Origin of the sequence: Kitasatospora sp. NPDC048407 (assembly GCF_043200475.1) — a bacterium.
Taxonomy (GTDB): Bacteria; Actinomycetota; Actinomycetes; order Streptomycetales; family Streptomycetaceae; genus Kitasatospora.
Window position 1 is genome coordinate 619,583 of record NZ_JBICXW010000001.1, and the last position, 23,436, is coordinate 643,018.

General features: G+C 73.6%; 21 protein-coding genes. 4 read left to right on the plus strand and 17 right to left on the minus strand.

Annotated elements, in window-relative coordinates; genetic code table 11:
- Positions 1 to 10 precede the first annotated feature (10 nt).
- Positions 11 to 745, minus strand: a complete 735-nt coding sequence (locus ACGFWJ_RS02940; RefSeq protein ID WP_392944565.1) for a response regulator — start codon at positions 743 to 745, stop codon at positions 11 to 13.
- Positions 742 to 2,526, minus strand: coding sequence for an ATP-binding protein (locus tag ACGFWJ_RS02945; protein ID WP_392944567.1), 1,785 nt, complete (start codon positions 2,524 to 2,526; stop codon positions 742 to 744). Before ACGFWJ_RS02945 ends, ACGFWJ_RS02940 begins: the two co-directional genes overlap by 4 nt.
- A gap of 192 nt (positions 2,527 to 2,718) precedes the next feature.
- Here ACGFWJ_RS02945 and ACGFWJ_RS02950 point away from each other — a divergent pair, with 192 nt between their 5' ends.
- Positions 2,719 to 4,080, plus strand: a complete 1,362-nt coding sequence (locus ACGFWJ_RS02950; protein ID WP_392944569.1) for a cation:dicarboxylate symporter family transporter — start codon at positions 2,719 to 2,721, stop codon at positions 4,078 to 4,080.
- Between the two features lie 86 nt (positions 4,081 to 4,166).
- Here the strand turns inward: ACGFWJ_RS02950 and ACGFWJ_RS02955 are convergent, their stop codons facing one another.
- A complete protein-coding gene (locus ACGFWJ_RS02955; RefSeq protein ID WP_392944571.1) occupies positions 4,167 to 5,102 on the minus strand; it encodes a hypothetical protein in 936 nt (311 codons plus the stop codon).
- Between the two features lie 58 nt (positions 5,103 to 5,160).
- Positions 5,161 to 5,610 carry a YybH family protein gene (locus ACGFWJ_RS02960; RefSeq protein WP_392944573.1) on the minus strand — a complete coding sequence of 150 codons (450 nt, stop codon included), beginning with the start codon at positions 5,608 to 5,610 and terminating at the stop codon, positions 5,161 to 5,163.
- 73 nt (positions 5,611 to 5,683) lie between these two features.
- Here ACGFWJ_RS02960 and ACGFWJ_RS02965 point away from each other — a divergent pair, with 73 nt between their 5' ends.
- On the plus strand, positions 5,684 to 6,349 hold the full coding sequence (locus tag ACGFWJ_RS02965; RefSeq protein WP_392944575.1) for a hypothetical protein: 666 nt from the start codon (positions 5,684 to 5,686) through the stop codon (positions 6,347 to 6,349).
- Positions 6,350 to 6,355: 6 nt separating this feature from the next.
- Here the strand turns inward: ACGFWJ_RS02965 and ACGFWJ_RS02970 are convergent, their stop codons facing one another.
- Positions 6,356 to 7,804 carry a BTAD domain-containing putative transcriptional regulator gene (locus ACGFWJ_RS02970; protein WP_392944577.1) on the minus strand — a complete coding sequence of 483 codons (1,449 nt, stop codon included), beginning with the start codon at positions 7,802 to 7,804 and terminating at the stop codon, positions 6,356 to 6,358.
- Between the two features lie 252 nt (positions 7,805 to 8,056).
- Between ACGFWJ_RS02970 and ACGFWJ_RS02975 the strand changes: the two genes are divergently transcribed.
- On the plus strand, positions 8,057 to 8,578 hold the full coding sequence (locus ACGFWJ_RS02975) for an RICIN domain-containing protein (RefSeq protein WP_387859579.1): 522 nt from the start codon (positions 8,057 to 8,059) through the stop codon (positions 8,576 to 8,578).
- Positions 8,579 to 8,685: 107 nt separating this feature from the next.
- Here ACGFWJ_RS02975 and ACGFWJ_RS02980 read toward each other — a convergent pair whose 3' ends face one another.
- The 12 genes from ACGFWJ_RS02980 to ACGFWJ_RS03035 all read right to left on the minus strand — a co-directional run bounded on the left by ACGFWJ_RS02980 (position 8,686) and on the right by ACGFWJ_RS03035 (position 22,314).
- Positions 8,686 to 10,020 carry a flavin monoamine oxidase family protein gene (locus ACGFWJ_RS02980; RefSeq protein ID WP_392944579.1) on the minus strand — a complete coding sequence of 445 codons (1,335 nt, stop codon included), beginning with the start codon at positions 10,018 to 10,020 and terminating at the stop codon, positions 8,686 to 8,688.
- Positions 10,021 to 10,089: 69 nt separating this feature from the next.
- Positions 10,090 to 13,044, minus strand: coding sequence for an aminotransferase (locus ACGFWJ_RS02985; RefSeq protein WP_392944581.1), 2,955 nt, complete (start codon positions 13,042 to 13,044; stop codon positions 10,090 to 10,092).
- Between the two features lie 98 nt (positions 13,045 to 13,142).
- Positions 13,143 to 13,583, minus strand: coding sequence for an Lrp/AsnC family transcriptional regulator (locus ACGFWJ_RS02990; RefSeq protein WP_387634875.1), 441 nt, complete (start codon positions 13,581 to 13,583; stop codon positions 13,143 to 13,145).
- 518 nt (positions 13,584 to 14,101) lie between these two features.
- The gene (locus tag ACGFWJ_RS02995; protein WP_392944584.1) at positions 14,102 to 14,842 is read right to left on the minus strand and encodes a TIGR04222 domain-containing membrane protein; all 741 of its coding nucleotides are present in this window, start codon (positions 14,840 to 14,842) and stop codon (positions 14,102 to 14,104) included.
- A 256-nt stretch (positions 14,843 to 15,098) separates the two neighbouring features.
- Positions 15,099 to 16,313 carry an MFS transporter gene (locus ACGFWJ_RS03000; RefSeq protein ID WP_392944586.1) on the minus strand — a complete coding sequence of 405 codons (1,215 nt, stop codon included), beginning with the start codon at positions 16,311 to 16,313 and terminating at the stop codon, positions 15,099 to 15,101.
- Positions 16,314 to 16,514: 201 nt separating this feature from the next.
- Positions 16,515 to 16,652 (minus strand): hypothetical protein, encoded by a 138-nt coding sequence (locus tag ACGFWJ_RS03005; RefSeq protein ID WP_392944588.1) that lies wholly within the window; start codon positions 16,650 to 16,652, stop codon positions 16,515 to 16,517.
- Between the two features lie 310 nt (positions 16,653 to 16,962).
- Positions 16,963 to 17,394, minus strand: coding sequence for a CBS domain-containing protein (locus ACGFWJ_RS03010; RefSeq protein ID WP_392944590.1), 432 nt, complete (start codon positions 17,392 to 17,394; stop codon positions 16,963 to 16,965).
- 142 nt (positions 17,395 to 17,536) lie between these two features.
- Entirely contained in the window at positions 17,537 to 18,124 is a 588-nt protein-coding gene (locus ACGFWJ_RS03015) for an ATP/GTP-binding protein (protein ID WP_387859565.1), read from the minus strand.
- Positions 18,105 to 18,431 (minus strand): DUF742 domain-containing protein, encoded by a 327-nt coding sequence (locus ACGFWJ_RS03020; protein WP_392945460.1) that lies wholly within the window; start codon positions 18,429 to 18,431, stop codon positions 18,105 to 18,107. The genes ACGFWJ_RS03015 and ACGFWJ_RS03020 overlap by 20 nt, the downstream gene beginning before the upstream one ends.
- A gap of 105 nt (positions 18,432 to 18,536) precedes the next feature.
- Positions 18,537 to 18,947, minus strand: a complete 411-nt coding sequence (locus ACGFWJ_RS03025; RefSeq protein WP_387634894.1) for a roadblock/LC7 domain-containing protein — start codon at positions 18,945 to 18,947, stop codon at positions 18,537 to 18,539.
- Positions 18,944 to 21,436, minus strand: a complete 2,493-nt coding sequence (locus ACGFWJ_RS03030) for a nitrate- and nitrite sensing domain-containing protein (RefSeq protein ID WP_392944593.1) — start codon at positions 21,434 to 21,436, stop codon at positions 18,944 to 18,946. Before ACGFWJ_RS03030 ends, ACGFWJ_RS03025 begins: the two co-directional genes overlap by 4 nt.
- Positions 21,437 to 21,516: 80 nt before the next feature.
- Positions 21,517 to 22,314, minus strand: a complete 798-nt coding sequence (locus tag ACGFWJ_RS03035) for an MHYT domain-containing protein (protein ID WP_392944595.1) — start codon at positions 22,312 to 22,314, stop codon at positions 21,517 to 21,519.
- Positions 22,315 to 22,610: 296 nt separating this feature from the next.
- Between ACGFWJ_RS03035 and ACGFWJ_RS03040 the strand changes: the two genes are divergently transcribed.
- On the plus strand, positions 22,611 to 23,411 hold the full coding sequence (locus ACGFWJ_RS03040) for a hypothetical protein (RefSeq protein WP_392944597.1): 801 nt from the start codon (positions 22,611 to 22,613) through the stop codon (positions 23,409 to 23,411).
- The last annotated feature ends 25 nt before the right edge of the window (positions 23,412 to 23,436 follow it).

Below are 23,436 nucleotides of genomic sequence, written 5' to 3' on the forward strand. Positions count from 1 at the left end.
ACACGTACGGCTATTCGCTCTTCCAGCGGTAGCCGAGTTCGGGTCGGCCGACCTGCCCGTAGCGCGGCTCGCGGGTGGCGTGGCCGGTGGTGACCAGGTGCTCGAGGTAGCGGCGGGCGGTGATCCGGGAGACGCCGGTGACCTCCGCGGCGGCGCCGGCGGACAGGCCGTCGGGGGCGGTGCGCAGCGCGGCCGCGACGGTCTCCAGGGTGGCGGCGGTCAGGCCCTTGGGGAGGCTGGTGCGGTCGGTGCCGCGCAGCAGGGCGAGCGCCCGGTCCACCTCGTCCTGCCCGAGCGCCTCGCCGTCGCGGCCGAGGCTGGCCCGGTAGCGGGCGTACTGGCCGAGGCGGTCGCCGAGGGCGGCGGCGCCGAACGGTTTCAGCAGGTACTGGACGACGCCGGCGGTGACGGCCTGCCGGACGGTGGCGAGGTCGCGGGCGGAGGTGACGGCGATGATGTCGGCGGTGTGCCCGGCGGCGCGCAGCGCGGCGCACAGGTGCAGGCCGTGGCCGTCGGGGAGGTAGAGGTCGAGCAGGATCAGGTCGACGGGCGCGTCGGCCTCCCGGGCGCGGTCGAGGGCGCGGACGGCTTCGGCGCGGGAGTGCGCGGTGGCGGTGACGGTGAAGCCGGGGGTGCGGGCGACGTACCGGGCGTGCGCGTCGGCGGCGACCAGGTCGTCCTCGACCACCAGCACCCGGATCGGCCGGTGCGCGGGTTCCCCGGTCGCACGTCCGCCGCCGCTCACCCGTCCACCGCCGAACGCTGGAGCGGGAGCCGGACGGTGAGCACCGCGCCGCCGCACGGCTCCCCGAGTCGGGCGTCCGCGCCGTCGCCGTACGCGGCAGCCCCGCCGTACGCGGCACCCTCGCCGTGCGCGGCACCCTCGCCGTGCGCGGCAGCCCCGCCGTGCGTGGCGGCCGTGCCGTACTTGGCGGCCGTGCCGAGCGTGGCGACCGTGCCGAGCTCGACGTCGCCGCCGTTGCGGCGGGCGGTCTGGGCGACCAGGGCGAGGCCGAGTCCGCGGCCGTGCTGCTTGGTGGTCCAGCCGCGCCGGAAGACCTCGTCGGCGGCGGCGGGGTCGACGCCGGTGCCGGTGTCGGCGACCCGGAGCAGCAGGTGGCCGTCCTCGGTGCGGGCGGTGACGCGGACTTCGGGGGCGGCGTGGGCGGCGTTCTCGATGGCGGCGTCGACCGCGTTGTCGATCAGGTTGCCGAGCAGCGTGACCAGGTCGCGCGGAGTGAGCCGGTCGGGCAGTACGCCGTCGTCGATCCGGCTGTCCGCGGTGAGGTGGAGTTCGACGCCGCGTTCTGCGGCCTGCGCGGCCTTTCCCAACAGCAGTGCGGCGAGCACGGGTTCGCCGACGGCGCCGACCACCTGGTCGGTGAGCCGTTGGGCGAGGGCGAGTTCGGCGGTGGCGAACTCCACGGCCTCGCGGTGGCGGCCGAGTTCGATCAGCGAGACCACGGCGTGCAGCCGGTTGGCGGCTTCGTGGGCCTGTGCGTCGAGCGCCGCGGCGATGCCCTTGACGGTGTCCAACTCGCCGGTGAGTCCTTGGAGTTCGGTGTGGTCGCGGAGGGTGACCACGCTGCCGAGTCCGGGCCCGATCGGCGAGATGTTGACCAGCAGGACGCGTTCGGCGGTCAGGTGCACCTCGTCGCGCACCGGTTCGGCGAACTCCAGGGCCCGCGTCAGCGAACCCGGGAGGCCGAGCTGATGAACCGTCAATTCGCCTACTTCGTCGCCGAGTTGGAGCAGTTCGCGGGCGGCGTCGTTGCACAACAGGACGTGGTGGTCGCGGTCGAGCAGCACCAGGCCTTCGCGCACCGAGTGCAGCGTCGCCTGGTGGTAGTCGTACAGGTGGGCGAGTTCCTCGGCGTCCATGCCGTGGGTGTGGCGGCGCAGCCGGGCGGCAACCAGATAGCTTGCTGTGGCGCCGAGCGCGAGGGCGGCGCCGGCGACGCCACTGAGGGCGAGCAGGGGGGTGCGCAGCCGGGCGGAGATGTTGTCGACGGTGATGCCGGCGCTGACCAGGGCGACCACATGGTGCTGGTCGTCGAAGACGGGGGCGACCACGCGGACGGACGGGCCGAGGGTGCCGGTGTAGGTCTCCTGCTGGAGGCGGCCCTGCTGGGCCTGGTCGATGTGGCCGAGGAAGGGGCGGCCGATCTGCGCCGGGTCGGGATGGGTCCAGCGGATGCCCTGCGGGTCCATGACCGTGACGAAGTCCACGTAGGTGTCGGCGCGGACCTGCTGGGCGTACGGCTGGAGGACGGCGCTGGGGTCGGGGCCGACGGCGGCGGCGCGGACGGTGGGGGCGTCGGCGACGGACTGGGCGACGGCGGTGGCCTCGTGGCGGGCGGTGTCCTCGGCGCGTCCGGCGGTGAACAGGTAGGCGAGCACGGCGCCGCCGGCGACCACGGCCCCGACGATGACCACCTGGACCGCGAACAGCCGTCCGGCCAGGCTGCGGCGCCGGCGGGGGCGGGCGGCGCGTGCGGCACGGACGGTCGGGCTGGACGGGTGCATGCCGACCAGTGTGCCCGGTCACGGGCCCGTCACGACGTCCGCGGGGGTTACCCGTGAACTCTATGACCGTAATCGTGACGTCCCTCACGACGGAGCGAATAGTCAGGCGCGGCCCGCCACCCAACGGGCCGGTCGCGTTCGCTCCCCCCGGTGGCGCGACGAGAACGAGCCTACGGCGAAGGAGCCGAGCGGATGACCCCCACCACGAACGGGAAGCCGACCAGAAAATCCGACCGGACGCACTACCTGTACCTGGCGGTGATCGCGGCGGTGGTCGCGGCGATCGTGGTGGGTCTGGCGGCGCCGAAGTTCGCGGTGGAGCTGAAGCCGGTCGGCACCGGCTTCGTCAACCTGATCAAGATGATGATCTCCCCGGTCATCTTCTGCACCATCGTGCTGGGTGTGGGATCGGTCACCAAGGCGGCGAAGGTCGGCCGGGTCGGTGGCCTGGCGCTCGGCTACTTCCTGCTGACGTCCACCGTGGCGCTCGGCATCGGCCTGCTGGTCGGCAACCTGCTGGAGCCGGGCAGCGGGCTGCACCTGACGGCGGCGCTGGCGAAGTCCGGCCACGCGCAGGCCGCGGTGGGCGCCTCGTCCACCACCGACTTCCTGCTCGGGATCATCCCCACCACCCTGGTGTCCTCGCTGACCCAGGGACAGGTCCTGCAGACCCTGCTGGTCGCGCTGCTGGTCGGCTTCGCGCTGCAGGGCATGGGCAAGGCGGGCGCGCCGATCCTGCGCGGCGTCGAGCACCTGCAGAAGCTGGTGTTCCGCGTGATGTCGATGATCATGTGGGTCGCCCCGATCGGCGCGTTCGGCGCGATGGCGGCGGTGGTCGGCGCGACCGGCACGGCCGCCCTGAAGAGCCTCGCCGTGATCATGATCGGCTTCTACGTGACCTGCGTGCTGTTCGTGGTCGTGGTCCTCGGCCTGCTGCTCCGGCTGGCCGCCGGCGTGAACATCTTCAGCCTGCTGCGCTACCTGGGCCGGGAGTTCCTGCTCATCCTGTCCACCTCGTCCTCCGAGAGCGCGCTGCCCCGGCTGATCTCCAAGATGGAGCACCTCGGCGTGAGCCGCCCGGTCGTCGGCATCACCGTGCCGACCGGCTACAGCTTCAACCTGGACGGCACCGCAATCTACCTGACCATGGCCTCGATCTTCATCTCCGAGGCGATGGACAAGCCGATGTCGATCGGCGAGCAGCTCTCCCTGCTGCTGTTCATGATCATCGCCTCCAAGGGCGCGGCGGGCGTCACCGGCGCCGGCCTGGCCACCCTGGCCGGCGGTCTCCAGTCGCACAAGCCCGCGCTGGTCGACGGCGTCGGCCTGATCGTCGGCATCGACCGCTTCATGTCCGAGGCCCGCGCCCTCACCAACTTCGCGGGCAACGCCGCCGCGACCGTCCTGATCGGACACTGGACCGGCGAGCTCGACCGCGAGCGGATGAACGCCGTCTTCACCGGCGCGCTCCCCTACGACGAGAGCGCGGGCACGCCCGAGACCGCCGAGCTGCCCGCCCAGGCGCAGGCCCCGGTGACTGAGCCGGCCGCCTGACCTTCCTGCTCCCTCGCACGTCGCCCCCGCCGGGGTTCCGGGTCTGCCCGGGACGCCGGCGGGGGCGTCTGTCGTATGCCGCGTCCTCAGGCGGGGTCGGGGGTGGTGCCGGAGAGGGCCCAGGCGAGGCCGGTGGCGGGGTCCTCCAGGGCGAGGTGCAGGTGCCGGAGGTCGTCGCCCGGTTCGGTCCAGGCCAGGCAGTGCAGCCGGGCGACCAGCGCGTCGACGCCGGCCGCGCCCGGGCCGCTCATGGCGGTGAGCAGCTCCCGGACGGCGAGCCGCCCTTGGGCCGCGCCGAGGTCGGGGCGGGCGGACGCGAGATGGACCAGCGCCGGGTACAGCGCGGCGAACGGCAGCTGGCCGCCGGTGACGTCCGGCCCGGCGGCGAGCTGCGCGGCGGCGTCGGTGGCGCGGCCGCGCACGCACACGGCGGTGGTCCAGCCGGACAGTCCGGCGAGCAGCGCGGTCGCCGGGAGTCCGGTCAACCGGGCGCCGGGGGACGGGAGTTCGAGAACGCCGAGCCCTTCCCGGGTGGGCGGCGCCAGGTGCAGGGCGCGCCGCGCGCCACCGCCGGGCAGGTACTCGCGGACCCGGGTGTCGCGCTCCCACCCGCAGTCCTCCCACGGGCGCAGCCGGTACGTCGCCCCCGTCTCCTCGCCGAGCAGGGCCCGGGTGTGCGCGGCCAGGTGACGGATCGCGGGCGGCAGCGGCAGCGCGGCCAGCACCGGCCAGGGGTGGCGGGTCGCCAGCACCTCCCACAGCGGTCCGGCGTCGTGGTCACCGACCGTCGCCGCCGCACCCGGCCCGCCGTCGGGGTCGAACAGCCGCGCCGCGAGAGCCGCGGGCGCCCCGTACGCCACCAGGTGCCCGAGCGGCCCCGCCAGCGCGTCACCGAGCGCCCTGGCCAGCCGAAAACGTTTCAGCAGCTCCTCCCACCGCCCCCGCGCGGCCAGCCACTGCCCGGACGGCCCCCACCCGTACCGCACCGGCCGCGCCGGCCCCGTCCCGTTGTCGACGATCATCCGCTCAATGTACGACCGCCCCCGGAACCCGGCTCGCCGACGCGACGGTAACGGAGCGTCACACCGGCCGGTCGTCCTTCTCGGCGGGCAGCCACGGCCGGAACGTCGTCAGGTCGAACGGGATGGAGACGTGCTCGTGGATGATCTTCCAACCGCCCTCGGTCCGCAGCAGACAGACCGTCTCCCGCACCCAGACCGCCGCCTGGAGGCCGGTGTCCTTCCGCTGCCCCGAGTCGAGGTGGAGCATGAACGCGAACGCGAGGTCCCCGTCCACCCTGACGATCAGATCGTGGGTCTGCAGGCTGATCGGACCTTCGTACCCGTCGAACCACCGCGCGAAGTTGCGGCGCACCTCCTCGGTGCCGGTGAACCGCAGCGGGGCGACGGCGTCGTAGCAGACGATGCCCGGCGTGTAGAAGGACATCAGCAGGTCGAGGTCCTTCGCCTGGTGAGCGGTGTGGCGGCGCTCCAGGAGTGCCCTGATCTCGGCTTCGCTGCTGGTGGTCATCTCGTCCTCTTCTCGGAACGCATCGGCGGTTTCCTCCTCTACGACCGGACGGCCGGCCGATATGTGAGGCGCCGTGCGGGGGTTATGCGACCCCCTGGCCGCCGCGGCCGCGTGGGCCGCCGGCACCGTGCTCCTGCTGAACGCGACCCGGCTGTGGGCCGCGCACTCCCACCCCTCCCCCGTGACCGCCGCCTGGCTGGGCTGCCTGCTCAGCCTCGGCCCCTACCTGGCGGCCGCGACGCTGGTGGAGCCCGCCCGGGAGGAGACCGACCGGCCGGCCCGCACCGGCCTGCTCCCGTTCACCCCGGCCCGGATCGCGCTCTCCCACCTGGTGGTGCCGACCGTCCTGCTCGCCGTACTGGGCGCGGCCGCCGCAACCGTCACCGCCGCCGCGATCCAGGCCCCGCCCGTCGTCCTGTCGGCCGTCCTGCTGCTCTTCACCGCGGGCGCCCCGACCGCCGTCGGCGCGGCGCTGCTGGGCGCCTACCGCGGACCGCTCCGCTACGACCTGATGTCGCTGTCCGCGGACTGGTACGGGGCACTTCCCTTCGTGCTCTGGTACTGCGCCCCGGCCCTGACCACCGTCGCCGTGGCCGCCCCCCTGCTCTGGCACGCCGCCACCGCCACCGCCCTCACCCACGGTTCCGTCCTCGCCCAGTTCGCCGCCACCGCCGCCCTGGCCCCCGCGCCGGCCGCCCGCCGCGTCGCCCGCTCGGCGGCACTCCTGATGGCGCCTTGACAGCGTTCACGCCCTGAGGAGTTGACCGAAGTCGGTGGCCTGCGTGCCGTGGCGCGTTCTGGCGTGGTCCAGGACGGCCGCCTTCAGGGTGTCGGTGTGCACCTCGGTGACGGCGCGGGGCGAGGTGGTCCCGGGGGTGTGCTCGTAGGCGCGGACGACGGCGTCGAGGGAGACCGGTGCGGCGAACCGCCATCCGCGGAGCAGGATCACCTGGGAGATCGCCGGGTAGGGCGTGCGGGTCGGATCGGCGAGCCAGTCGAGGAGGGTGGGGCGGGGGACGGTGAAGTCCACGCCCGCCCTGGTCAGGGCCTGCAGCGCGGCGGGGGCGAGCGGCGGCGCGTTGCGGTCCGGGTCGAGTGCGATGAGTTCGCCCCACAGCCGGGCAGCGTCCAGGACGGTGGCCCGCGCGTCCGGTGTCCGGTCCTGCTGGTCGAACTCCTCGGCGCTGGCGAAGAGTTGACGTGCGCGTTCGACCGATGACGGTGGCGGGGCGGCGATCGCGTTCCGGTCGCAGCCGGTGCGCCGGAGGGCAAGCGCGGAAACGGTGGCCGCGGCAACAACGGCCGGCAGGGCGCGTCGGGGGATCGTCGGCGTCGGCGCCTCGGCCGTGGCGACCAGGCCTGCGTCGCCCCGAGGCGAGGTTTCGGTCCGCCGTGGGAGGGGCGTCGGGTCTCCGATCAGGACGGTTCGGTAGAGGGTTCGGAGTTCCTTGCCGGGGTCGGCGCCCAGTTCCTCGGCCAGGCGCCGCCGGACGAGGCCGTAGCGGTGCAGGGCCTCCGCGCCCCGGCCGGTCGCGTGCAGGGCCTGGATCAGTACGTGTTCCAGGGGCTCGGCCAGCGGATATTCGGCGGCGAGGTCGGGCACCGCGGAGACGACCGCGGCGGGACGACCGCACCGGAGCTCCGCCTGCGCCCACCGCACCGCCGCGTCCAGCCGCCGCTGGTGCCAGCTCGCCCGGACCTGCGCCGCCCATCCGCCGGAGAGCCCGGCCAGGGGCTCCCCGCGCCACAGGCGCAGCGCTTCGGCGAGTGCCGCGGCCCGGGCCCGGTCGTCGCGCTGCCGGTCGTCGAGCGGCTCGACCAGGCGGCGGAAGCGGTGCAGGTCCACCAACTCGGGGTCGAGGTCGAGGACGTAGCCGGCGTGTCGGCGTTCGATCCGTGCGGGCGTGCCGCCGTCGGGGGCGGTCGACGGTCTCAGCAGGCGGCGGATTCGGCTCAGGTGCGCGTACAGGACGGGCCGGGGGTTGGCGGGCGGGTCGTGGCCCCAGACCCGGTCGACGAGTGTCTCGATCGCGACCGGCCTTCGGGCGTCGACGATCAGCGCGGCCAGGACCAGCTGCTGCTGCGGCGTTCCGAGGTCGAGCGGCCGGCCCGCCGACCGCACCTCGATCTCGCCCAGCAGCCGGATGTCCACATGTACCCCCCAGGTGGTCGGCAGCGCCCGCGGAATGCCCAACTCCCCATGCTGGCCTGGCTCGCAAGGTGACCGCAAGGTCGGTGCACAGGGTGCGAAGGCAGGGTAGGACGGGCCGGGGCTCACCCGGCGACGATCACCGGTGGCGCCCGACCACCGGTGACCACTCGTGTGCTCGCGGAGGGATACAGCATGCGGATACCGCTTCCCCGACGGTCCGACCGTCCCGGCAAAGTCGCCTCACCACGGCCGGCAAGGCGTTCCCGACTCGCTCCGGCGGCCCTGGCGGCGGCCGTGGCGTTCGTCGTCGTCGGGGCGCTCGCCCCCGCGCCCGCTCACGCGGCGGACCCCGCCCGGTACGAGATCGTGAACGCCCGGACGGGGCTGCGGGCCGACGTCATGTGGGCGTCGACCGCCGCGTACACCGGCGTCTTCCTGTGGCCGAACAACACCAGCCTCTCCCAGGAGTTCGAGCTGCTGGACAGCGGAAACGGGGTCTTCCGGATCAAGGCCCGGCACTCCGGCCAGTGCCTGATGCTCGACTGGCGCGCGGGCACCTACTCGAACGGCACCCCCGTCATCCAGTACCCGGCGTGCGGCGCCGGCTACGCGCCCGCCGAGTGGACCATCGGCTGGGTGGGGCACACCTGCATGTGCTTCCCCACGACCATGATCCTGCGGAACCGGGCCACCGGCAGGTGTCTGGACGCGAACGGCGCGCCCGTCGAGAAGGCCGTCCTGCAGCAGTGGGACTGCATCGCCACCGACGACGTGTGGAACACGGCGAACCAGAGCTGGAACCTGCTCCAGCTCTGACCTCCCTGACCTCCCTGACCTCCCTGCCCTCCCTGCCCTCCCTGCCCTCCCACAAGTGCGCAGCCGCGGAAGCCGGTTGATTGCTTCCAGGGCTGCGCACCGGGTCGTCAGTTCGAGGGATCCAGGGCGCGGGTGAGCCCGGTCAGCGGGAGCTCGGCGCCGAGGACGCGTTCGGCGGCGCGGTGGCCCGAGAGCAGGGCGCCGTGGACGGTGGCCGGTTCGTGGCCGTAGGTGGCCTCTCCGGCGAAGTGCAGGACGCCGTCGACGGGTTCGGCCATCGCGTCGTGGTCGTCGTGGGAGGAGCCGACGGCGACGTAGGAGTACGAGCCGAGGGCGAGCGGGTCGGAGGCCCAGCGGGTGATCCAGTGTCCGACGGGGTCGGGGACGGCGTCGCCGTGGATCCCGCGCAGGGCGCCGACCACGGAGGCGACGATCTCCTCGTCGGTCATGTCCTCGATCTCGCGGGCGAAGTCGCCGCCGGCGAAGGTCAGCAGCATCGGCTCGCCGCTCACCGCGGAGACGTCGTACCAGGAGTGCCACGGGACGCCGGGCCGGCCGTGCTGCCGGATCGCGTAGACGCCGTCCGGCCAGAACCGTTCCGGGAAGCGGAGGAAGACCTTGTTGAACGCGCCCATGCCGAGGCGGGCGATCGGCCCGGCAACGGCGTCGGGCAGGGCGGGCGCGAACGCGATCGCCCCGGCCTTCAGAACGCCCAGCGGCACTGTGACGATCACCTGGGCGGCCTCGAAGGGTCCGTCCTCGGTGTCGACGCGGACTCCGGTGGCCGACCTGGTGACGGCAGTGACGGTCGTTCCGAGGCGGATGTCGAGGCCTTCCGCGAACGCGCGGGGAATGGCGTCGTAGCCGCCGGGGAAGATCACTTCCTCGCCGTCGATGGCGTCCTCGTCGAGGGCGTGGGCGGCGACCTGCTCGATGTCCGCGCCGCACTGCTCCTCGGTGCGGTGACGGAAGAACACCCGTACCCGGTCTGCTCGTTCGGCGTCCCAGCCGGTCTCGGCGAGGGTGCGCTCGGTGGCAACGTGGTAGCTCTCGTCGTCGCCGGATTCCGAGATGGCCTGCTGGAACAGCGCGTCCGCGGTCTCCACGTCCGCCAGCCACTGCTCGGTCGCGTCCTCGTTGAACAGCTGCCGCGATTCGTCGTGGTCGGCGATCGGCCGCCCGCCCGCCTGGAAGCTTCCCACCGTGAACTCGACGGTCTCCAGGCCGAGTTCGGCGACGATGTCGGTGAGCGGGTTGTTGGTGAGGCCGTGGATCCAGGAGGCGCCGCGGTCGACGGAGAACCCGGCCGTGCAGTCCGTCCACATCCGGCCGCCGACCCGGTCCCGGGCCTCGAGCACGACCACGCGCTGTCCTGCGGCGTGCAGCAGCCGAGCGGCGGTGAGGCCGGCGATTCCCGCGCCGACGACGATCGTGTCCAACATCTTTACCGTTCCCGGGAGTTCGAAGGTGTGGGGGTGGAGGCGCCGGGCGCGGGGGCCCTGGGGGCTGGTTCAGCCGGCGTGGCCGAGCTGGGTGAGGGCCAGGTCCAGAGTCTCGGCGAAGAAGTCCGCGGCGGCGGTGTCGAGGCACAGCGGGGGCTTGATCTTCAGGATGTTGAGGTGGTCGCCGGTGGGCTGGACCACGACGCCGAGGTCGAGCATGCGGTCGCAGAGTTCGGCGGTCTCCTCGGTGGCGGGCTCCAACGTGCCACGGTCGCGGACCAGTTCGAGACCGAGGTAGAGGCCCGAGCCGTGCACCGCGCCGACGATCCCGTGCCGGTCGCCCAGCGCCTCGAGCCGGCGCTTCAGGTGGCCGCCGACCCGGACGGCGTTGCCCTGGAGGTCCTCGTCGCGCAGGGCGTCCAGCACGGTCAGTCCGACGACGCTGGACACCGGGCTGCCACCGGTGGAGGAGAAGAAGTAGCCCTGCTCGCGGTACCGTTCGGCGATCGCGCGGGTGGTGACGACCGCGCCGAGCGGGTGCCCGTTGCCCATCGCCTTGGCGACGCAGACGATGTCGGGGACGACCTGCTGCTGCTCGAAGCCCCAGAACCAGTGCCCGAGCCGGCCGTAGCCCGCCTGGACCTCGTCGGCCACGGCTAGCCCGCCGTGCCTCCGCACCGCCGCGTACACCTCGGCGAGGTAGCCGTCCGGCAGCGCCACTCCCCCGGCGTTGCCGTAGAACGTCTCACTGACGAACGCGCCGGCCGGACGCCCAGCAGCCGCAAGGCCGTCGATCTCCGCCACGGCCTCGGGGGCGTAGCGGGCCGCGTCGGCGCCGCGGTGGCGGCCCCGGTAGGGGTTGGGCGAGTCCACGGTGTGGACCCAACTCGGCCGGGTGGCAAGCGCGTTGGGGTTGTCCTGGAGCGAGGTGGAGACGGCGTCGGAGGCGTACGTCCAGCCGTGGTACGCCTCCCGAAGCGCGACCACGTCGGGTTGCCCGGTGGCGCCGATGGCCAGCCGCAGCCCCAAGTCGACTGCCTCGGAACCGGAGTTGACCAGGAACACGGTGTCCAGCGGCGCGGGCAGGAGCGCCGCGAGGCGCTCGGTGAACTCCACCACCGAGGCGTAGTGGAAGCGCGAGTTGGTGTTCAGCCGCCGCAACTGCCGGGCCACCGCCTGCTCGACCCGGGGATGGGCGTGGCCCAGCGGGGTGACGTTGTTGACGATGTCGAGGTACGAACGGCCGTCGGTGGACAACAGGTGGTGGCGCCAACCCCGTTCGATCCGGGGCGGGGCGTCGTAGTAGTGCCCCTGCACCGTCGCGAACACCTCACCGCGCCGCTCCAGCAGGTCGCTCCGCTCTTCCACCGGCTCGATGCGGGCCAGGCCCAGCAGCGGAGCGGGGTCGGCGGTGAGCGGCAGCCAGCCCGCGGCGTACTCGGGGCGCACCAGCGGCGGGACGGCCGGACCGTCGGCGTCGCGCAGGGCGAGGCGGACGGCGGTGCAGGCCGGGAGGTGGACGAGTTCCTCGCCCGCGCCGACCTCCGCACCTTCGGCCACCAGCGGCTGAACCGTTGCCGCGAAGGCCAGCTCCAACACCCACTGCCCATAGGTGAGTTCAATCTTCCCCGGCCCGGCGGCGAGCACCCGTCCGGCGTCGGGCGCGTGCGCCGCGGCGGTCCGGCCGAGCCACAGGTCCACGCCGGTGGAGACGGTTTCCGGGGAGACGGCGGACAGCGCGGGCGTCCGGGAGAGCCTGACGCCGCCGTACGGGGTGCGGACCGCCGCCGCGCCGCCGGCCAGCGCGGCAGCCGCCGCCCGGTCCTCGGCGCCGGCTTCGAGCCAGTTGCCGCCGTCCATCGTGTCGGCGTCGGTGGAGAGGTCGAGGAGGGTGAACTCGCCGAATCCACGAAGCAGTTGGTGCGCAGGCGGGGCGGCCGCGGCCGGTCCGTGGACGTGGCCCGTCGCGTCCTGCACCAGGTTGGTCATCACCGCCAGCGGCAGGCGGGTGGCCTGCTCGAAGATCCGCCACTCCCGGTCGAGCGCGGCCGTGGCGTAGGCGTTGTCCGCGTCGACGGCCGCCTGCTGCCGCCCACTGACCACCAGCACGGCGGCACGCAGCACGACCAGCGGCCAGAGCGCCCCCGCCTCGGCGGCGGACAGCGGCCGGACGGCATGGAAGGCCCGGACCGCGGGCAGCACCTGGTGGGGTTCGATGCCGTCGTGGTGGAGCATCGAGGAGAGCTGGACGGCGAGTTCGCCGACCGCCCAACTCGCGGTCAGGTCACCGAAGTCGATGATCCCGTCGGGCATCGGCGGGCAACTGCCCGGACGGCGGATCAGGTTGTCGTCGGTGAGGTCCAAGTGCACGGCCTGCAACGGCAGTTCGGCAGCGACCGACTCGACCCGCGCCCAGGCCTCGTCCGTCGCCGCCAGCACGGCGGCCCGCCGCTCGGGCTCGCCGACGTGCCCGGCGAGCCGGGCCACTACCCGGTCGGCGTGCCGCAGGTCCCACTGCAGGACGCGGTCGAGCCCGGGGTGCCGGAAGTACCGCAGCGTGGTGCTGACCTTCCCCGCGATCGTCCCCATCGCCGCGACGGTCCTCGCGGACAGATGCCGCGGCCCCGACAGCGCACCCCCGTCCAGGTGCCGCAACACCCGCGCCGTGACCGGCCCGCCCTCGACCTCCACCACGGCCCGGCGCGGGGCACCGTCGTGGTCGCGCAGCACGGTGGCCACCCGCAACTCCGGGTGCGCGGCCTCGATCAGGTCGGCGGCGGCGTCCTGGGCCTCGACCTCGACGGCGCCGAACGCCGGGTTGGCGATCTTCAGGACCGCGGCTATGCCCCCGTCCCCGTCGCGGAGCAGGAAGTTGGCGTCCTGCTGGCTGCCCAGCGACTCGGCACGCCCGGCGATCCCGAGCTCCCTGGCGGCGAGGAGCTCGGCCTCGGCCGGGGTGATGCGCGGGACGGGGAGTGCGTCCTCGGCGAAGAAGTCGACGGTGCGGTGCTCGGGGTGCGGCATGACGGGGTCCTCGGCGTGGTGCGGATATTACGGTGCGTCGGCGACTGGGTCAGGGCCTGTCCGGTCGATCGCGCCCGGCAGGATCGGCCGGGCGGTCCCTAGTCGACGTGCCAAAGGAAGCGGTGGGTGTGGATGGCGAAGTAGGGGAAGTTCTCCACCGACACGACGCCCTCTACGGCGCGAACCACGTCGTTGACGAAATCCAGCAGGTCGCTCGGACGGTCGCACACCACCTCGACGAACAGATCGAACGTCCCGGCGGTCAGCACCGCGTACACGACCTCGTCGTGCCGCGACAACTCATCGGCCACCGCCCGGGGGTCGCCGTCCACATGCAGACCCAGCAGCGCCATGGTCTGCCGCCCCATGGTCATCGGGTCGGTCACCCCCACCACCTGCACCGCCTTGGCCTCGACCAGCCGCTGCACCCGCTGCCGCGCAGCGGACGGCGACAGCCCGACCTTCGGCCCCAACTCGGCGTACGGGATCCGCCCGTCCACCTGGAGCTCCCGCAGGATGGCCCGGTCGATCTCGTCCACGAAGCAAGGACCCTTCACTGCGGAAACCTGGGGAAACAGCAGCTCGGAGCGCTGTGAAGGACACCATGCCGGATCCGGACGCTCGAATCAATGGTCAACTCAATCGAATCGAGCGCCCGGACACACGGATCGAGCGCCGAGGCGGCTCCGCCCTGCGGCTCGGCCCGGCGGCTCGGCACGGCAGCTCGGCACGGCAGCTCCGCCCGGCAGCTCCGCCCGGCAGCTCCGCCCGGCAGCTCCGCCCGGCAGCTCCGCCCGGCGGCTCGGCACGGCAGCTCCGCCCGGCAGCTCCGCCCGGCAGCTCCGCCCGGCAGCTCCGCCCGGCAGCTCCGCCCGGCGGATCGGCACGGCAGCTCGGCACGGCAGCTCGGCACGGCGGCTCCGCCCGGCGGCTCGGCACGGCGGCTCCGCACGGCGGCTCCGCCCGGCGGATCGGCCCGGCGGCTCGGCACGGCGGCTCGGCACGGCGGCTCGGCACGCAGTCGCGCGAGGAGCAGAAGCACCGCAGCGGAGACCTCTCAACTACCCCCACTGCCACCGGCATCGACGCCCCACCCCTCGTAGGGGCCACCCTCCGACCGGGCAACGGTTTCCCGGGCAGCACCGCCACCGAGCAGGCCGGCGCCGGCGGCGAACGTCGGCACCAGTGAACGCAGAGCCCGGCGCCCGTGAAGCGCGACCAGAAGCCCGACCTCCTCCGTCCCGGCCGGGGCGCCACCGGGAAGCGGATGCAGGCGGCGCAGCTCGCGGAACAGCCGACACCCCGCCAGGGTCCGCGCCGGGGCGCACAGGACAGCAACCGCGAGCACCGCCAAGATCACCCCCGCCCAACGGGCTCCCTGCGCCGCGATGCCCACGGCCGCACCGCCGGCTGCGAGGCCCAGCAGGCGGGCCACCGTCAACCGGGCCCGGCCGCACCGCAGGCCGCGTCCGGCCAGTTCGGCGCCCAGCTCATCCCGTGCTCGCCGCACGGCCGAGGCGGCGGCAGCATCGGCGAACGACAGGTCCCTGCCGAACGCCGTCCACACGGCCCGGTGCAACACAGTCACGTCACGCCCGGGCCCGGTGTGCACCACCCGCCGCAGCCGGCCACGCGAGCCTGCGTCGATCGCCCCGGCAAGGTGCAGTTCCACGACGGCCACTCCCAGCGCGGCCTTCGAACCGCCCCGCACTCCCGCGACCTCGACCGCCGTCAGGCCGTCCACCCGCCCCCGAACGGGCAACCACCGCAACAGCCCCGCACCGACCAGCCCGGTCACCGCACACACGACACCGATCTGCCACACCACGCCCCGCTCCCCTCATCAACTGCGGGACGTCATACCCATGTTCGACGGGTTCGCCCGAGCGACCCACCGCCGGCGCCGGCACGTCCCGCCACGGCCCTGACGGCCGGACCGCGAACGTCGAAGCGAAAGCCGCCGGACGAGGGCCGTCGTGGGCCCGCCCTCGTCCGGCGCCTCTCCTCCGGGTGGGGCGGCTACGCCGCCCCTGACCCCCGGTACTCCCGGAGGCTCAGCCCTCCGCCGCCACCGCCCGCTCGTTGCCGAACACCCGCCAGGACGGAGCGGCGGCCAGCGCCGCCAGCACGGGCACAGCGGCGAGCAGCAGGCAGACGGAGAGCGGGAGGCGCTCGGTGAGCAGGCCGACCGTTGCGGTGGAGAGTGAACCGCCCGCGTTGAAGGCGGTGTTGACCCAGGCGCCGGCCCGGGTGCGCTGTTCGGGCGCGGCGATTTCGTCGGTGAGCAGGTAGGCGGTGGTGAGGGTCGGGGCGACGGCCAGTCCGGCGAAGGCGGCGATGACGGCCAGGACGGGGAGGGACGGGGCGAGCGCGGCGAGGGCGAGCGCGGTGCCGAGGACGGCGGTCAGGATGGTGAGCCGATTCCCGGCCGCCATACGCCAGTTGACGGCGCCGAGGGCGAGGCCGCCGATCGCGCTGCCGGCGGCGAGGGTGGCTTCCACCCAGGCGACGTCCGCGTCCCGCCCGTGCTGACCGGCGAAGACCACGGCCAGCAGGCCGAACGCGCCGAGCCCCGCCCCGGCCCCGGCGGCAGCCGCCAGCGGCTGGCGGGCCCGGGACAGCAGCCCACGGGTGCTCGAAACCTCGTCTCCAGAAGACGAGTTGGCGCCACCGGTAGCCGTCTCTCGCGGCACGGACACCGCCAGCGCGAGCGTTCCGCCGAGGACCAGCGCAGCGCTGAGCAGCACGCCGACGGCCGGACGCGCGACCGTTGCGAGGACGCCGGCCAGCAACGGGCCGGTGACGTACAGGAGTTCCTCCGCGACGGTGTCCAAGCTGTAGGCCCGACGCCGCAGTTCGGGGTCGGTCACCAGCCGGCTCCACTGCGCGCGGGTGACGGGCCCGAGCGGCGGGGCGAACACGCCGGCCGCCGCGGCCAGTACCAGCAGGACGGGGTACGGGGTGCCGGACCGCCACGTCGCGGCGGCCAGTCCGAGCAGGGTGAGCGCGTACCCGGCGGCCATCGGCGGCAGTACGCGACGCGGCCCGTAGCGGTCGACCATTCCCGCCCGGGCCGGGAACAGCAGGACGTTGACGGTGGAGAGCACGGCCATCACCCAGCCGGCCCGCGCGTACGAGCCGGTGGTGGCGGCGACGGCGAGCAGCAGGGAGAGCGAGACGGTGCCGTAGGAGAGGCGGCCGATCATGGCGGCGCCGAACAGTCGGGCGGCGCCAGGGGTGCGCAGAACAGCCCAATACGACGTAGACATCGTGAGGTTCCTCGAAGAAGCCGGGCGCGCGGCAACGAGCAGCACGCCGGTGAACAGGGACGCCGAAGGCACCGCGCCACCGGTCGTGGTGGGCGGTCGCCGCGCGGGGTCCTAGTCACGGATGAGGAACATGGCGGCATGCTAGCCCAGCCGGCCCGGACGCCGTCCACCCATTTACGTCCGGGCCCTCGCCCCCTCACGTCAGCGCTGCCGCACCCACCACACCACCAGCCCCACCGCCGCCGTCCCGCCTGCTCCCGCCGCCGCCCGCACCGCACTGAACAGCGCCGCCTTCGCCAGCCGCTTCACCGTCGTCGCCCGTCGACCGTCGTTCGCCATCCCGGGTACACCCCCGATCTCGTTCCGCCCGAGCCCGGCGCCGGGGCGGTGCCACCAGCATCGGGCGTCCGCCACGCGGCGCCCCGATCCCCGGGCGATGCGGGCGAGTTGGGCGCTACGCTCCAGGTAGCGGCCCTGCCCGCAACCGCCCGCAGCGGGCGCAGCGGGCGGGCGGGCAAGTACTGGGCAACTGCTCTTCTGGCTGACCGCGTCCGCGCTCCTCCTGCGCAACGACCAGGCGCCGCCCGCGGTCGAGGGCATCAACTGACGCACCTCCACCGCTGCGACGCCGTGGTCACCGCGGCGGTCGCTACCTCGAGCTCCCCGCGTAGATGCGTTCGGCGAATTCGGCGAGTTGGTTCTCCGGGAGGTGCCTGGCCAGGTCCGCCTCGCTGATCATGCCGACCATGCGCTTGTTGTCGATCACGGGGAGCCGGCGGATGCGGTGGCTCTCCATCTCGCGCAGGACTTCGTCGATGCCGGCGTCCGCGTCGATCCAGCGCGGGGTGCCCTCGACAATGTCGGAGGCCTTGCAGTCGGCCGGGTCGAGGCCCTGCGCGACGCACTTCAGTACGATGTCGCGGTCGGTGATGATCCCGCACAGCCGTTCGTTGTGCGTCTCGTCGCCCACGGGCAGCGCACCCACGTTCAACTGGCGCATCAGCTGGGCGGCGTGCAGGAGATTGTCGCTCTTGGTGATCCAGTGAGCACCCGGATGCATGATGTCCTTGGCCGTGGTCATGCCGTCCTCCTGGTTACAGCTGGTTACTGAGTGTCCGGCCGCGGAGATCGCGGCCCGCCCTGTGGCGTTGCACCCCTGGTCCAGCTTCTCCCCGCGACGAGGTCCCCGCGAATCGGAACGCCCCTGGCGACGCAGCTGGAGGTCAACTTCCGCTCTCCGCCAGCACTCTCGCCGCGTGCACTTTCCCGGCGTGCTCAACGAGGTTGATCAGCACGGTCTTTCCCGATCCCCGCTCCCGCGCGTCGCACAGCACCACGGGGGTGCCGCAGTCGAGGTCGAGGGCCCGCGAGACCTCCTCGGGGTGAAATGCACGGGTGCCGTCGAAGTGGTTGACGGCGACCACGAACGGGATGCCGCGGTGCTCGAAGAAGTCGACGGCGGGGAAGCAGTCGGTGAGGCGGCGGGTGTCGGCGAGGACGACGGCGCCGAGGGCGCCCTGGGCGAGTTCGTCCCAGAGGAACCAGAAGCGGTCCTGGCCGGGGGTGCCGAAGAGGTAGACGGACAGGCCTTCGCGGATGGTGATCCGGCCGAAGTCCATGGCGACGGTGGTGGTGGTCTTGCGTTCGACGCCGCCGAGGTCGTCGATGTGGGTGCCGGCGGCGGTCAGTTGTTCCTCGGTGCGCAGCGGTTTGATCTCGCTGACGGCACCGACCAGGGTGGTCTTGCCGACGCCGAAGCCGCCCGCGACCAGGATCTTCAGGGCCAGGTCGTCAGAGCGCGCGAAGTCCATGGATGACCTCCTGGAGGATGTGCTCGTGCGGGAGCAGGGCCGGGGGGACGGGACGGCTGACCCGGATGTGTTCGGCGTCGAGGAGGTCGCCGAGCAGGACCCGGACGACGCCGAGCGGCAGGTCGAGGGCGGCGGCGATCTCGGCGACGGACAGTGCGTTGCCCTGGCACAGGTGGAGGATGGCGGCCTGTTCGGGGCCGACCGGCAGAGCCGCCGGATCGAAGACATCGGTGACGACCAGCGCGATCAGGTCGAAGGGCTGGCCGGGGCGGGTGCGGCCTTTGGTGAGCGCGTAGGGGCGGACCATCGGGCCGGCGGCCTCGTCGTACCACTGGACGGGGCGGTCGGGCGGCGGCGGGTAGCCGAACGGGGAGCCGGGCAGGTAGTGGCGCGGGGGATAAGCCAACGGGGGTCACCCCTCCTGGGGGCCGCGGGGGGCGGCGGCCAGGTGTTCGCCGACCCGGCGCACCAGGCGGGCCATCTCGTAGGCGACCAGGCCGAGATCGGCGTCGGGGCCGGCGAAGACGGCCAGGCAGGAGGCCTGGCCGGCGGCGGCGACGAGCAGGTAGCCGCGTTCCAACTCGACCATGGTCTGGCGGACTTGGCCGGCGTCGAAGTGCCGGCCGGCGCCCTTGGCGAGGCTGTGGAAGCCGGAGGCGACGGCGGCCAGGTGCTCGGTGTCCTCGCGGGCCAGGCCGGTGGAGTTGCCCATCGACAGGCCGTCGGCGGAGAGCATCACGGCGAACTTGACCTGGGCGGTGCGGGTGACCAACTCGTCGAGCAGCCAGTTCAGTTCGCCGGTGTGGTGGGCGGTGCCGATCATCGGGGGCGGTCTCCTCGCTCGAAAGGACGGGTGTCGGGGGCGCTGCCCCGGGCCCAGCCGTGCTGGAACGCGGCCATCGCGGCGCGGGCCTGCTCGGGGTCGCGGTCGGCGAACGAGGCGGGCGCGGAGGGCGAGCCGGGGCGCAGCCCGGGCCGGGCGGGTTCGGGGGCGTCGCGCAGTTGCGGCGCGAGGCTGGCCTGCCGTACCCGGCGCGGCAGTTGGTCGTCCCCGTCGGCGGGCAGCGCGGGCGAGGGCGGCGCGGACGGGAGCAACGGCGCAGGCGGCGCGGACGGGAGCAACGACGCAGGCGCGGGAGGCGGCTCGGCCAGCGCGGTGGCCGCGGCCCGTCCGGGTACCGATGGCGGGATCAACGGCCGTGCGGGGTAGGCGGCTTCGACGAATCCGTCGGGCGAGAGTCCGTCCGTCTCGACGCCGCGCAGGTCGAGCAGCTCGGTCGGCAGCAGCACGACGGCCGTGGTGCCGCCGTACGCCGACGGCCGGAGCGCGACCTTGACGCCGTGCCGCTTGGCGAGCCGGCTGACCACGAACAGGCCGAGCCGGTCGCTGTCGAAGAGGTCGACCTGGTCGCTGGCGGCGATCCGCCGGTTGGCGTCGGCGAGGGCTTCGGGGCCCATGCCGAGGCCGCGGTCCTCGATCTCCACCACGTAGCCGGTGCCGACCTGTTCGCCGCGGATGTGGATTTTGGTGTGCGGGGGCGAGAATCCGGTGGCGTTCTCGACGAGTTCGGCGAGCAGGTGGGTGAGGTCGGCGACGGCGGGGCCGGTGACGGCGGCGTGCGGGAGGCGCTGGACGTCGACCCGGGCGTACTCCTCGACCTCGGCGACGGCGGCGCGGACCACGTCGGTGAGCGGGACGGGCTTGCGCCAGGCGCGGCCGGGGGCGGCGCCGGAGAGGATGATCAGGCCTTCGGCGTGGCGGCGCATCCGGGTGGTGAGGTGGTCGAGCCGGAACAGGTCGTCGAGTTCGGCGGGGTCCTCGGTGCGGCGCTCCATGGCGTCCAGCAGGGTGAGTTGGCGGTGCACCAGGACCTGGCTGCGGCGGGCGAGGTTGACGAAGACGCCGGAGACGCCGGACAGCACTTCGGCGCGTTCGACGGCGGCGGTGACGGCGGCCCGCTGGACGGTGTCGAGGGCCTGGTGGACCTGGCCGATCTCGTCGCCGCCGTGTTCCCGCAGCGGCGCCTCGGTGTCCACGTCGACCTCCTCGCCGGACCTCAGCCTCCGCATGGTGGCGGGGAGTTTGCGTCCGGCGAGTTCGAGTGCGGAGTTCCGCAGGGCGTGCAGTTCGGCGACCAGGCCGCGGCCGATCTGGACGGAGACCAGCAGGGAGGCGAGGACGGCGAGCAGGCCGAGCAGCACGGTGGCGCCGGAGGTGGTGAACAGGCCGAGGGCGTAGGGGTCGGAGCGTTCGGCGGCGGTCTCGCCGGCCTGCTGTTCGACGGCGGCGAGGTCGTGGGCGGTGGTGGCGGCGACGGTGGCCCAGCGGTCGGCGGGGACGGCGGCGAGCGCGGCGTGCGGGTCGCCGGCGGCGGTGACGGCTTCCTCGTAGCGGCGCAGTTCCTGGTAGTCGGGGCCGTTGGTGACGGTGGCCAGCGCGGCGCGGTCGGCGGGGCGCAGGTCGGGCGCGGCGGCCTGTTCGAACTGGGCGCGGGCGTAGGCGGCCTGTTGGACGGTGCGGTACTGGGTGTCGTCGAGCCGGCCGGCCCGGGCGGCGGCGCGCAACAGGGCGTCCTCGCGGGCGAGTTGTTCGCGGGAGCGGGCGAATTCGAGCAGTGCGCGGGCGTCGGCGGCGACCCGGTGGTCCTGCAGGGCGGTGAGCGAGCCGGCCACCGCGAGGGCGTTGTCGACGGCCGCGGTGTAGGCGTTGTACGCGTCGTCCCAGCGGACACCGTGGCCGGAGATCTGGCGGCGCAGCGCGGGGAGGGCGGCGACGGCGCGGGCCAGGGTGTCGAGGCGGCCGGCGGTCTCGTTGCCGAGTCCTTCGGCGTCGGCGCGGTTGTAGCCGGGGGCGAGGGTGAGCGGGGCGGCGGCGTTGTCGGTGTTCTGGGCGGCGGCGCGCAGTTCGCTGTCGCGGGCGGCGTCGGGGCCGTTGGTGGCGAGGAGTTGGCCGGCGGCGGCGCGTTCGGCCTGCAGGGCGGTGACGGTGCGGTCGAGGGGGGTGCGCAGGGTGGTTTCGACGTTCTTGATCCGCAGCAGTTCCCAGACGTCGCCGGCGGTGCTGACGGTGGCAAACGACCACAGCGCCATCAGCGCGACCACGGGGAGCATCAGGACGGCGACGATCCGGGCCCGGACGGTGCGCGGGCGCAGGCCGGGGCGGGCCAACGGGGCTGCGGGCAGCGGGGTTTCGTCGGCGGGCGGTCCGGCGTGGGCGCCGCGCCGGGGGGCGCCGGGCCGGTTGCGGGCGGGTCCGCGGGTGGCGCTGGGGGCGGGTGGTCCGCTGCGGGAGGTGCCTCGGGGTGGGCGCATGGGCGGGGACGGCCTTTCGGGGGGTTCGGCGCATCGGGCCGGGCGAGCGTTGAGACAGCGACAGGGCGGATGACGACCGGTCAGGCGGCGCGGCCGAGTTCGTCGACGGCGAGTTCCTCGACGGCGAGTTGGCCGGCCTCGCGGTAGGCGGCACGTTCCTGCGCGGTCGGGGAGAGCGCGACGAACGCGGCGGTGAGGAACAGGAACGAGCCGAGTCCGACGGCCAGCGGGAAGATGAACTGCATGGCGGTGGCGCCGCCGAGGCCGGTGCGGGCGGGTTCCATGTGGACCTGCACGGCGGCCATGCCGGTGTAGTGCATGCAGCTGACGGCGATGCCCATGACCAGCGAGGCGGCCGCGGCGGCGTACACGTTGCGGATGGTGACGGCGGCCCAGAGCGCGGCGGTGGCGGCACCGACGGCGATCAGCACGGAGAGCGCCACGGTGCCGAACCGGTAGTGCAGTTCGCCGTGGATGCGGACGGCGGCCATGCCGAGGTAGTGCATGGCGGCGACGCCGAGTCCGGTGGTGAGTCCGCCGAGCAGCAGGCTGCGGCCGCGGTGCCGGCCGTGGCCGACGACGAACACGCCGAGGCCGACCACGGCTATCGCGACCAGCAGGCTGAGCACCGTCAGTGGTACGTCGTAGCGCAGTTCGGTGCCGTCCACGGCGAAGCCGAACATGGCGACGAAGTGCATGGTCCAGATGCCGGAGCCGATCGCGGCGGCGGCGGTGAGCAGCCAGTTGCGGCGGGAGGCGCCGGTGGCGGACAGCGCGCGCAGGGTGCAGCGCAGGCCGAGGGCCGCGCCGACGCAGGCCATCGCGTAGGAGAGGACTGGGGTGAGCCAGCCGACACTGAAGTGGTCCATCGATCCCATGGGTTGCCTCCCGCGAGTGCCCGGCGGCGCTCGCCCACGCTCTTCTGAGTCAAAGCTCCTGGGTGCCAGGGCTCTTGTTGATCCGGGGACGCTGGACGCTACCCAGAGTTGATAGATGGTCACCAGAAGATCTGAAAAGCACCACGCGGCGTGGGTTCGGTGTGCTCGAATGGGCCCTTGGCCTATGCCCCCCGCATGCTCCGCCGGGCGCCGGGCTTCAACCGGGATGCGGACTGTCGGCCGGACCCGCTACTCTCCGCGTACTTCCCAGTTGGAACATCAATTCGAGGATCTACGTGTCCAATCCCGTCCCGCCCCCGCCGTCCGGCGCATTCGGTGCTCCGACGTACGCCGCTCCGGGGGCCGAGACCGCTTCCGCCCCGCAGGCGCCGTTCCACGGCCCGTTCTGCCGTTTCTGCGGTTCGGTCCCGGCCGTGGAGGCCACGGTCCGCGGCCACCAGGGCTTCATCGTGCTCATGCGGTTCCTCAAGCTGCGGGGCCCGTTCTGCCGCGACTGCGGACTGGCGTCGGTGCGTCGGATGACCTCGAACAGCCTGTGGCAGGGCTGGTGGGGCATCGGCTCGATGCTGATCAACCCGATCACCATGCTGAGCAACCTCGGCGCCTGGTCGAAGGTCCGCCGGCTGCCGCCGCCGCTTCCGGGCGCGCCGGGCACCCCGATGCCGGTGGGCCGTCCGCTGTGGCAGCGGGTGCAGATCCTCGGCCTGCTGCTGCCGGTGCTGCTGATCGCCGCGCTCGTCTGGAACGGCGGCCACTCCTGGCGCGACGGGGCGACCCCCGCCCCGGTCCGGGTGCACGTCAGCAGCTACCCGACCCCCACGGCCACGAGCTCCGTCGCCGACCCGGCGAACGTCAAGGCCGGCGACTGCCTGCGCACGGTCGGCGGCTCCACCCGCACCTTCATCGTCGTGGTCGACTGCGGCGCCAAGGACGCGGACTCCAAGGTGGTCGGCCGCTCCTCCTCGACCGCCGACGACGCCTGCGACGCCTTCCCCGAGAGTGACAACATGCTCGTCCGCAAGGACAGCCCCAACCCGGTCACCCTCTGCCTGGTGAAGCTCAGCCACACCGCCTGAGCCATCCGCCCGCTCCCCCATCAAC

Excerpts from the sequence above, each read along its gene's own strand:
- ACGFWJ_RS02945 (WP_392944567.1), bottom strand. The coding sequence starts at position 2,526 with ATGCACCCGTCCAGCCCGACCGTCCGTGCCGCACGCGCCGCCCGCCCC.
- ACGFWJ_RS02950 (WP_392944569.1), top strand. The coding sequence starts at position 2,719 with ATGACCCCCACCACGAACGGGAAGCCGACCAGAAAATCCGACCGGACG.
- ACGFWJ_RS02955 (WP_392944571.1), bottom strand. The coding sequence starts at position 5,102 with ATGATCGTCGACAACGGGACGGGGCCGGCGCGGCCGGTGCGGTACGGG.
- ACGFWJ_RS02960 (WP_392944573.1), bottom strand. The coding sequence starts at position 5,610 with ATGACCACCAGCAGCGAAGCCGAGATCAGGGCACTCCTGGAGCGCCGC.
- ACGFWJ_RS02980 (WP_392944579.1), bottom strand. The coding sequence starts at position 10,020 with ATGTTGGACACGATCGTCGTCGGCGCGGGAATCGCCGGCCTCACCGCC.
- ACGFWJ_RS02985 (WP_392944581.1), bottom strand. The coding sequence starts at position 13,044 with ATGCCGCACCCCGAGCACCGCACCGTCGACTTCTTCGCCGAGGACGCA.
- ACGFWJ_RS03000 (WP_392944586.1), bottom strand. The coding sequence starts at position 16,313 with ATGTCTACGTCGTATTGGGCTGTTCTGCGCACCCCTGGCGCCGCCCGA.
- ACGFWJ_RS03005 (WP_392944588.1), bottom strand. The coding sequence starts at position 16,652 with ATGGCGAACGACGGTCGACGGGCGACGACGGTGAAGCGGCTGGCGAAG.
- ACGFWJ_RS03010 (WP_392944590.1), bottom strand. The coding sequence starts at position 17,394 with ATGACCACGGCCAAGGACATCATGCATCCGGGTGCTCACTGGATCACC.
- ACGFWJ_RS03015 (WP_387859565.1), bottom strand. The coding sequence starts at position 18,124 with ATGGACTTCGCGCGCTCTGACGACCTGGCCCTGAAGATCCTGGTCGCG.
- ACGFWJ_RS03020 (WP_392945460.1), bottom strand. The coding sequence starts at position 18,431 with ATGGTCCGCCCCTACGCGCTCACCAAAGGCCGCACCCGCCCCGGCCAG.
- ACGFWJ_RS03025 (WP_387634894.1), bottom strand. The coding sequence starts at position 18,947 with ATGATCGGCACCGCCCACCACACCGGCGAACTGAACTGGCTGCTCGAC.
- ACGFWJ_RS03030 (WP_392944593.1), bottom strand. The coding sequence starts at position 21,436 with ATGCGCCCACCCCGAGGCACCTCCCGCAGCGGACCACCCGCCCCCAGC.
- ACGFWJ_RS03035 (WP_392944595.1), bottom strand. The coding sequence starts at position 22,314 with ATGGGATCGATGGACCACTTCAGTGTCGGCTGGCTCACCCCAGTCCTC.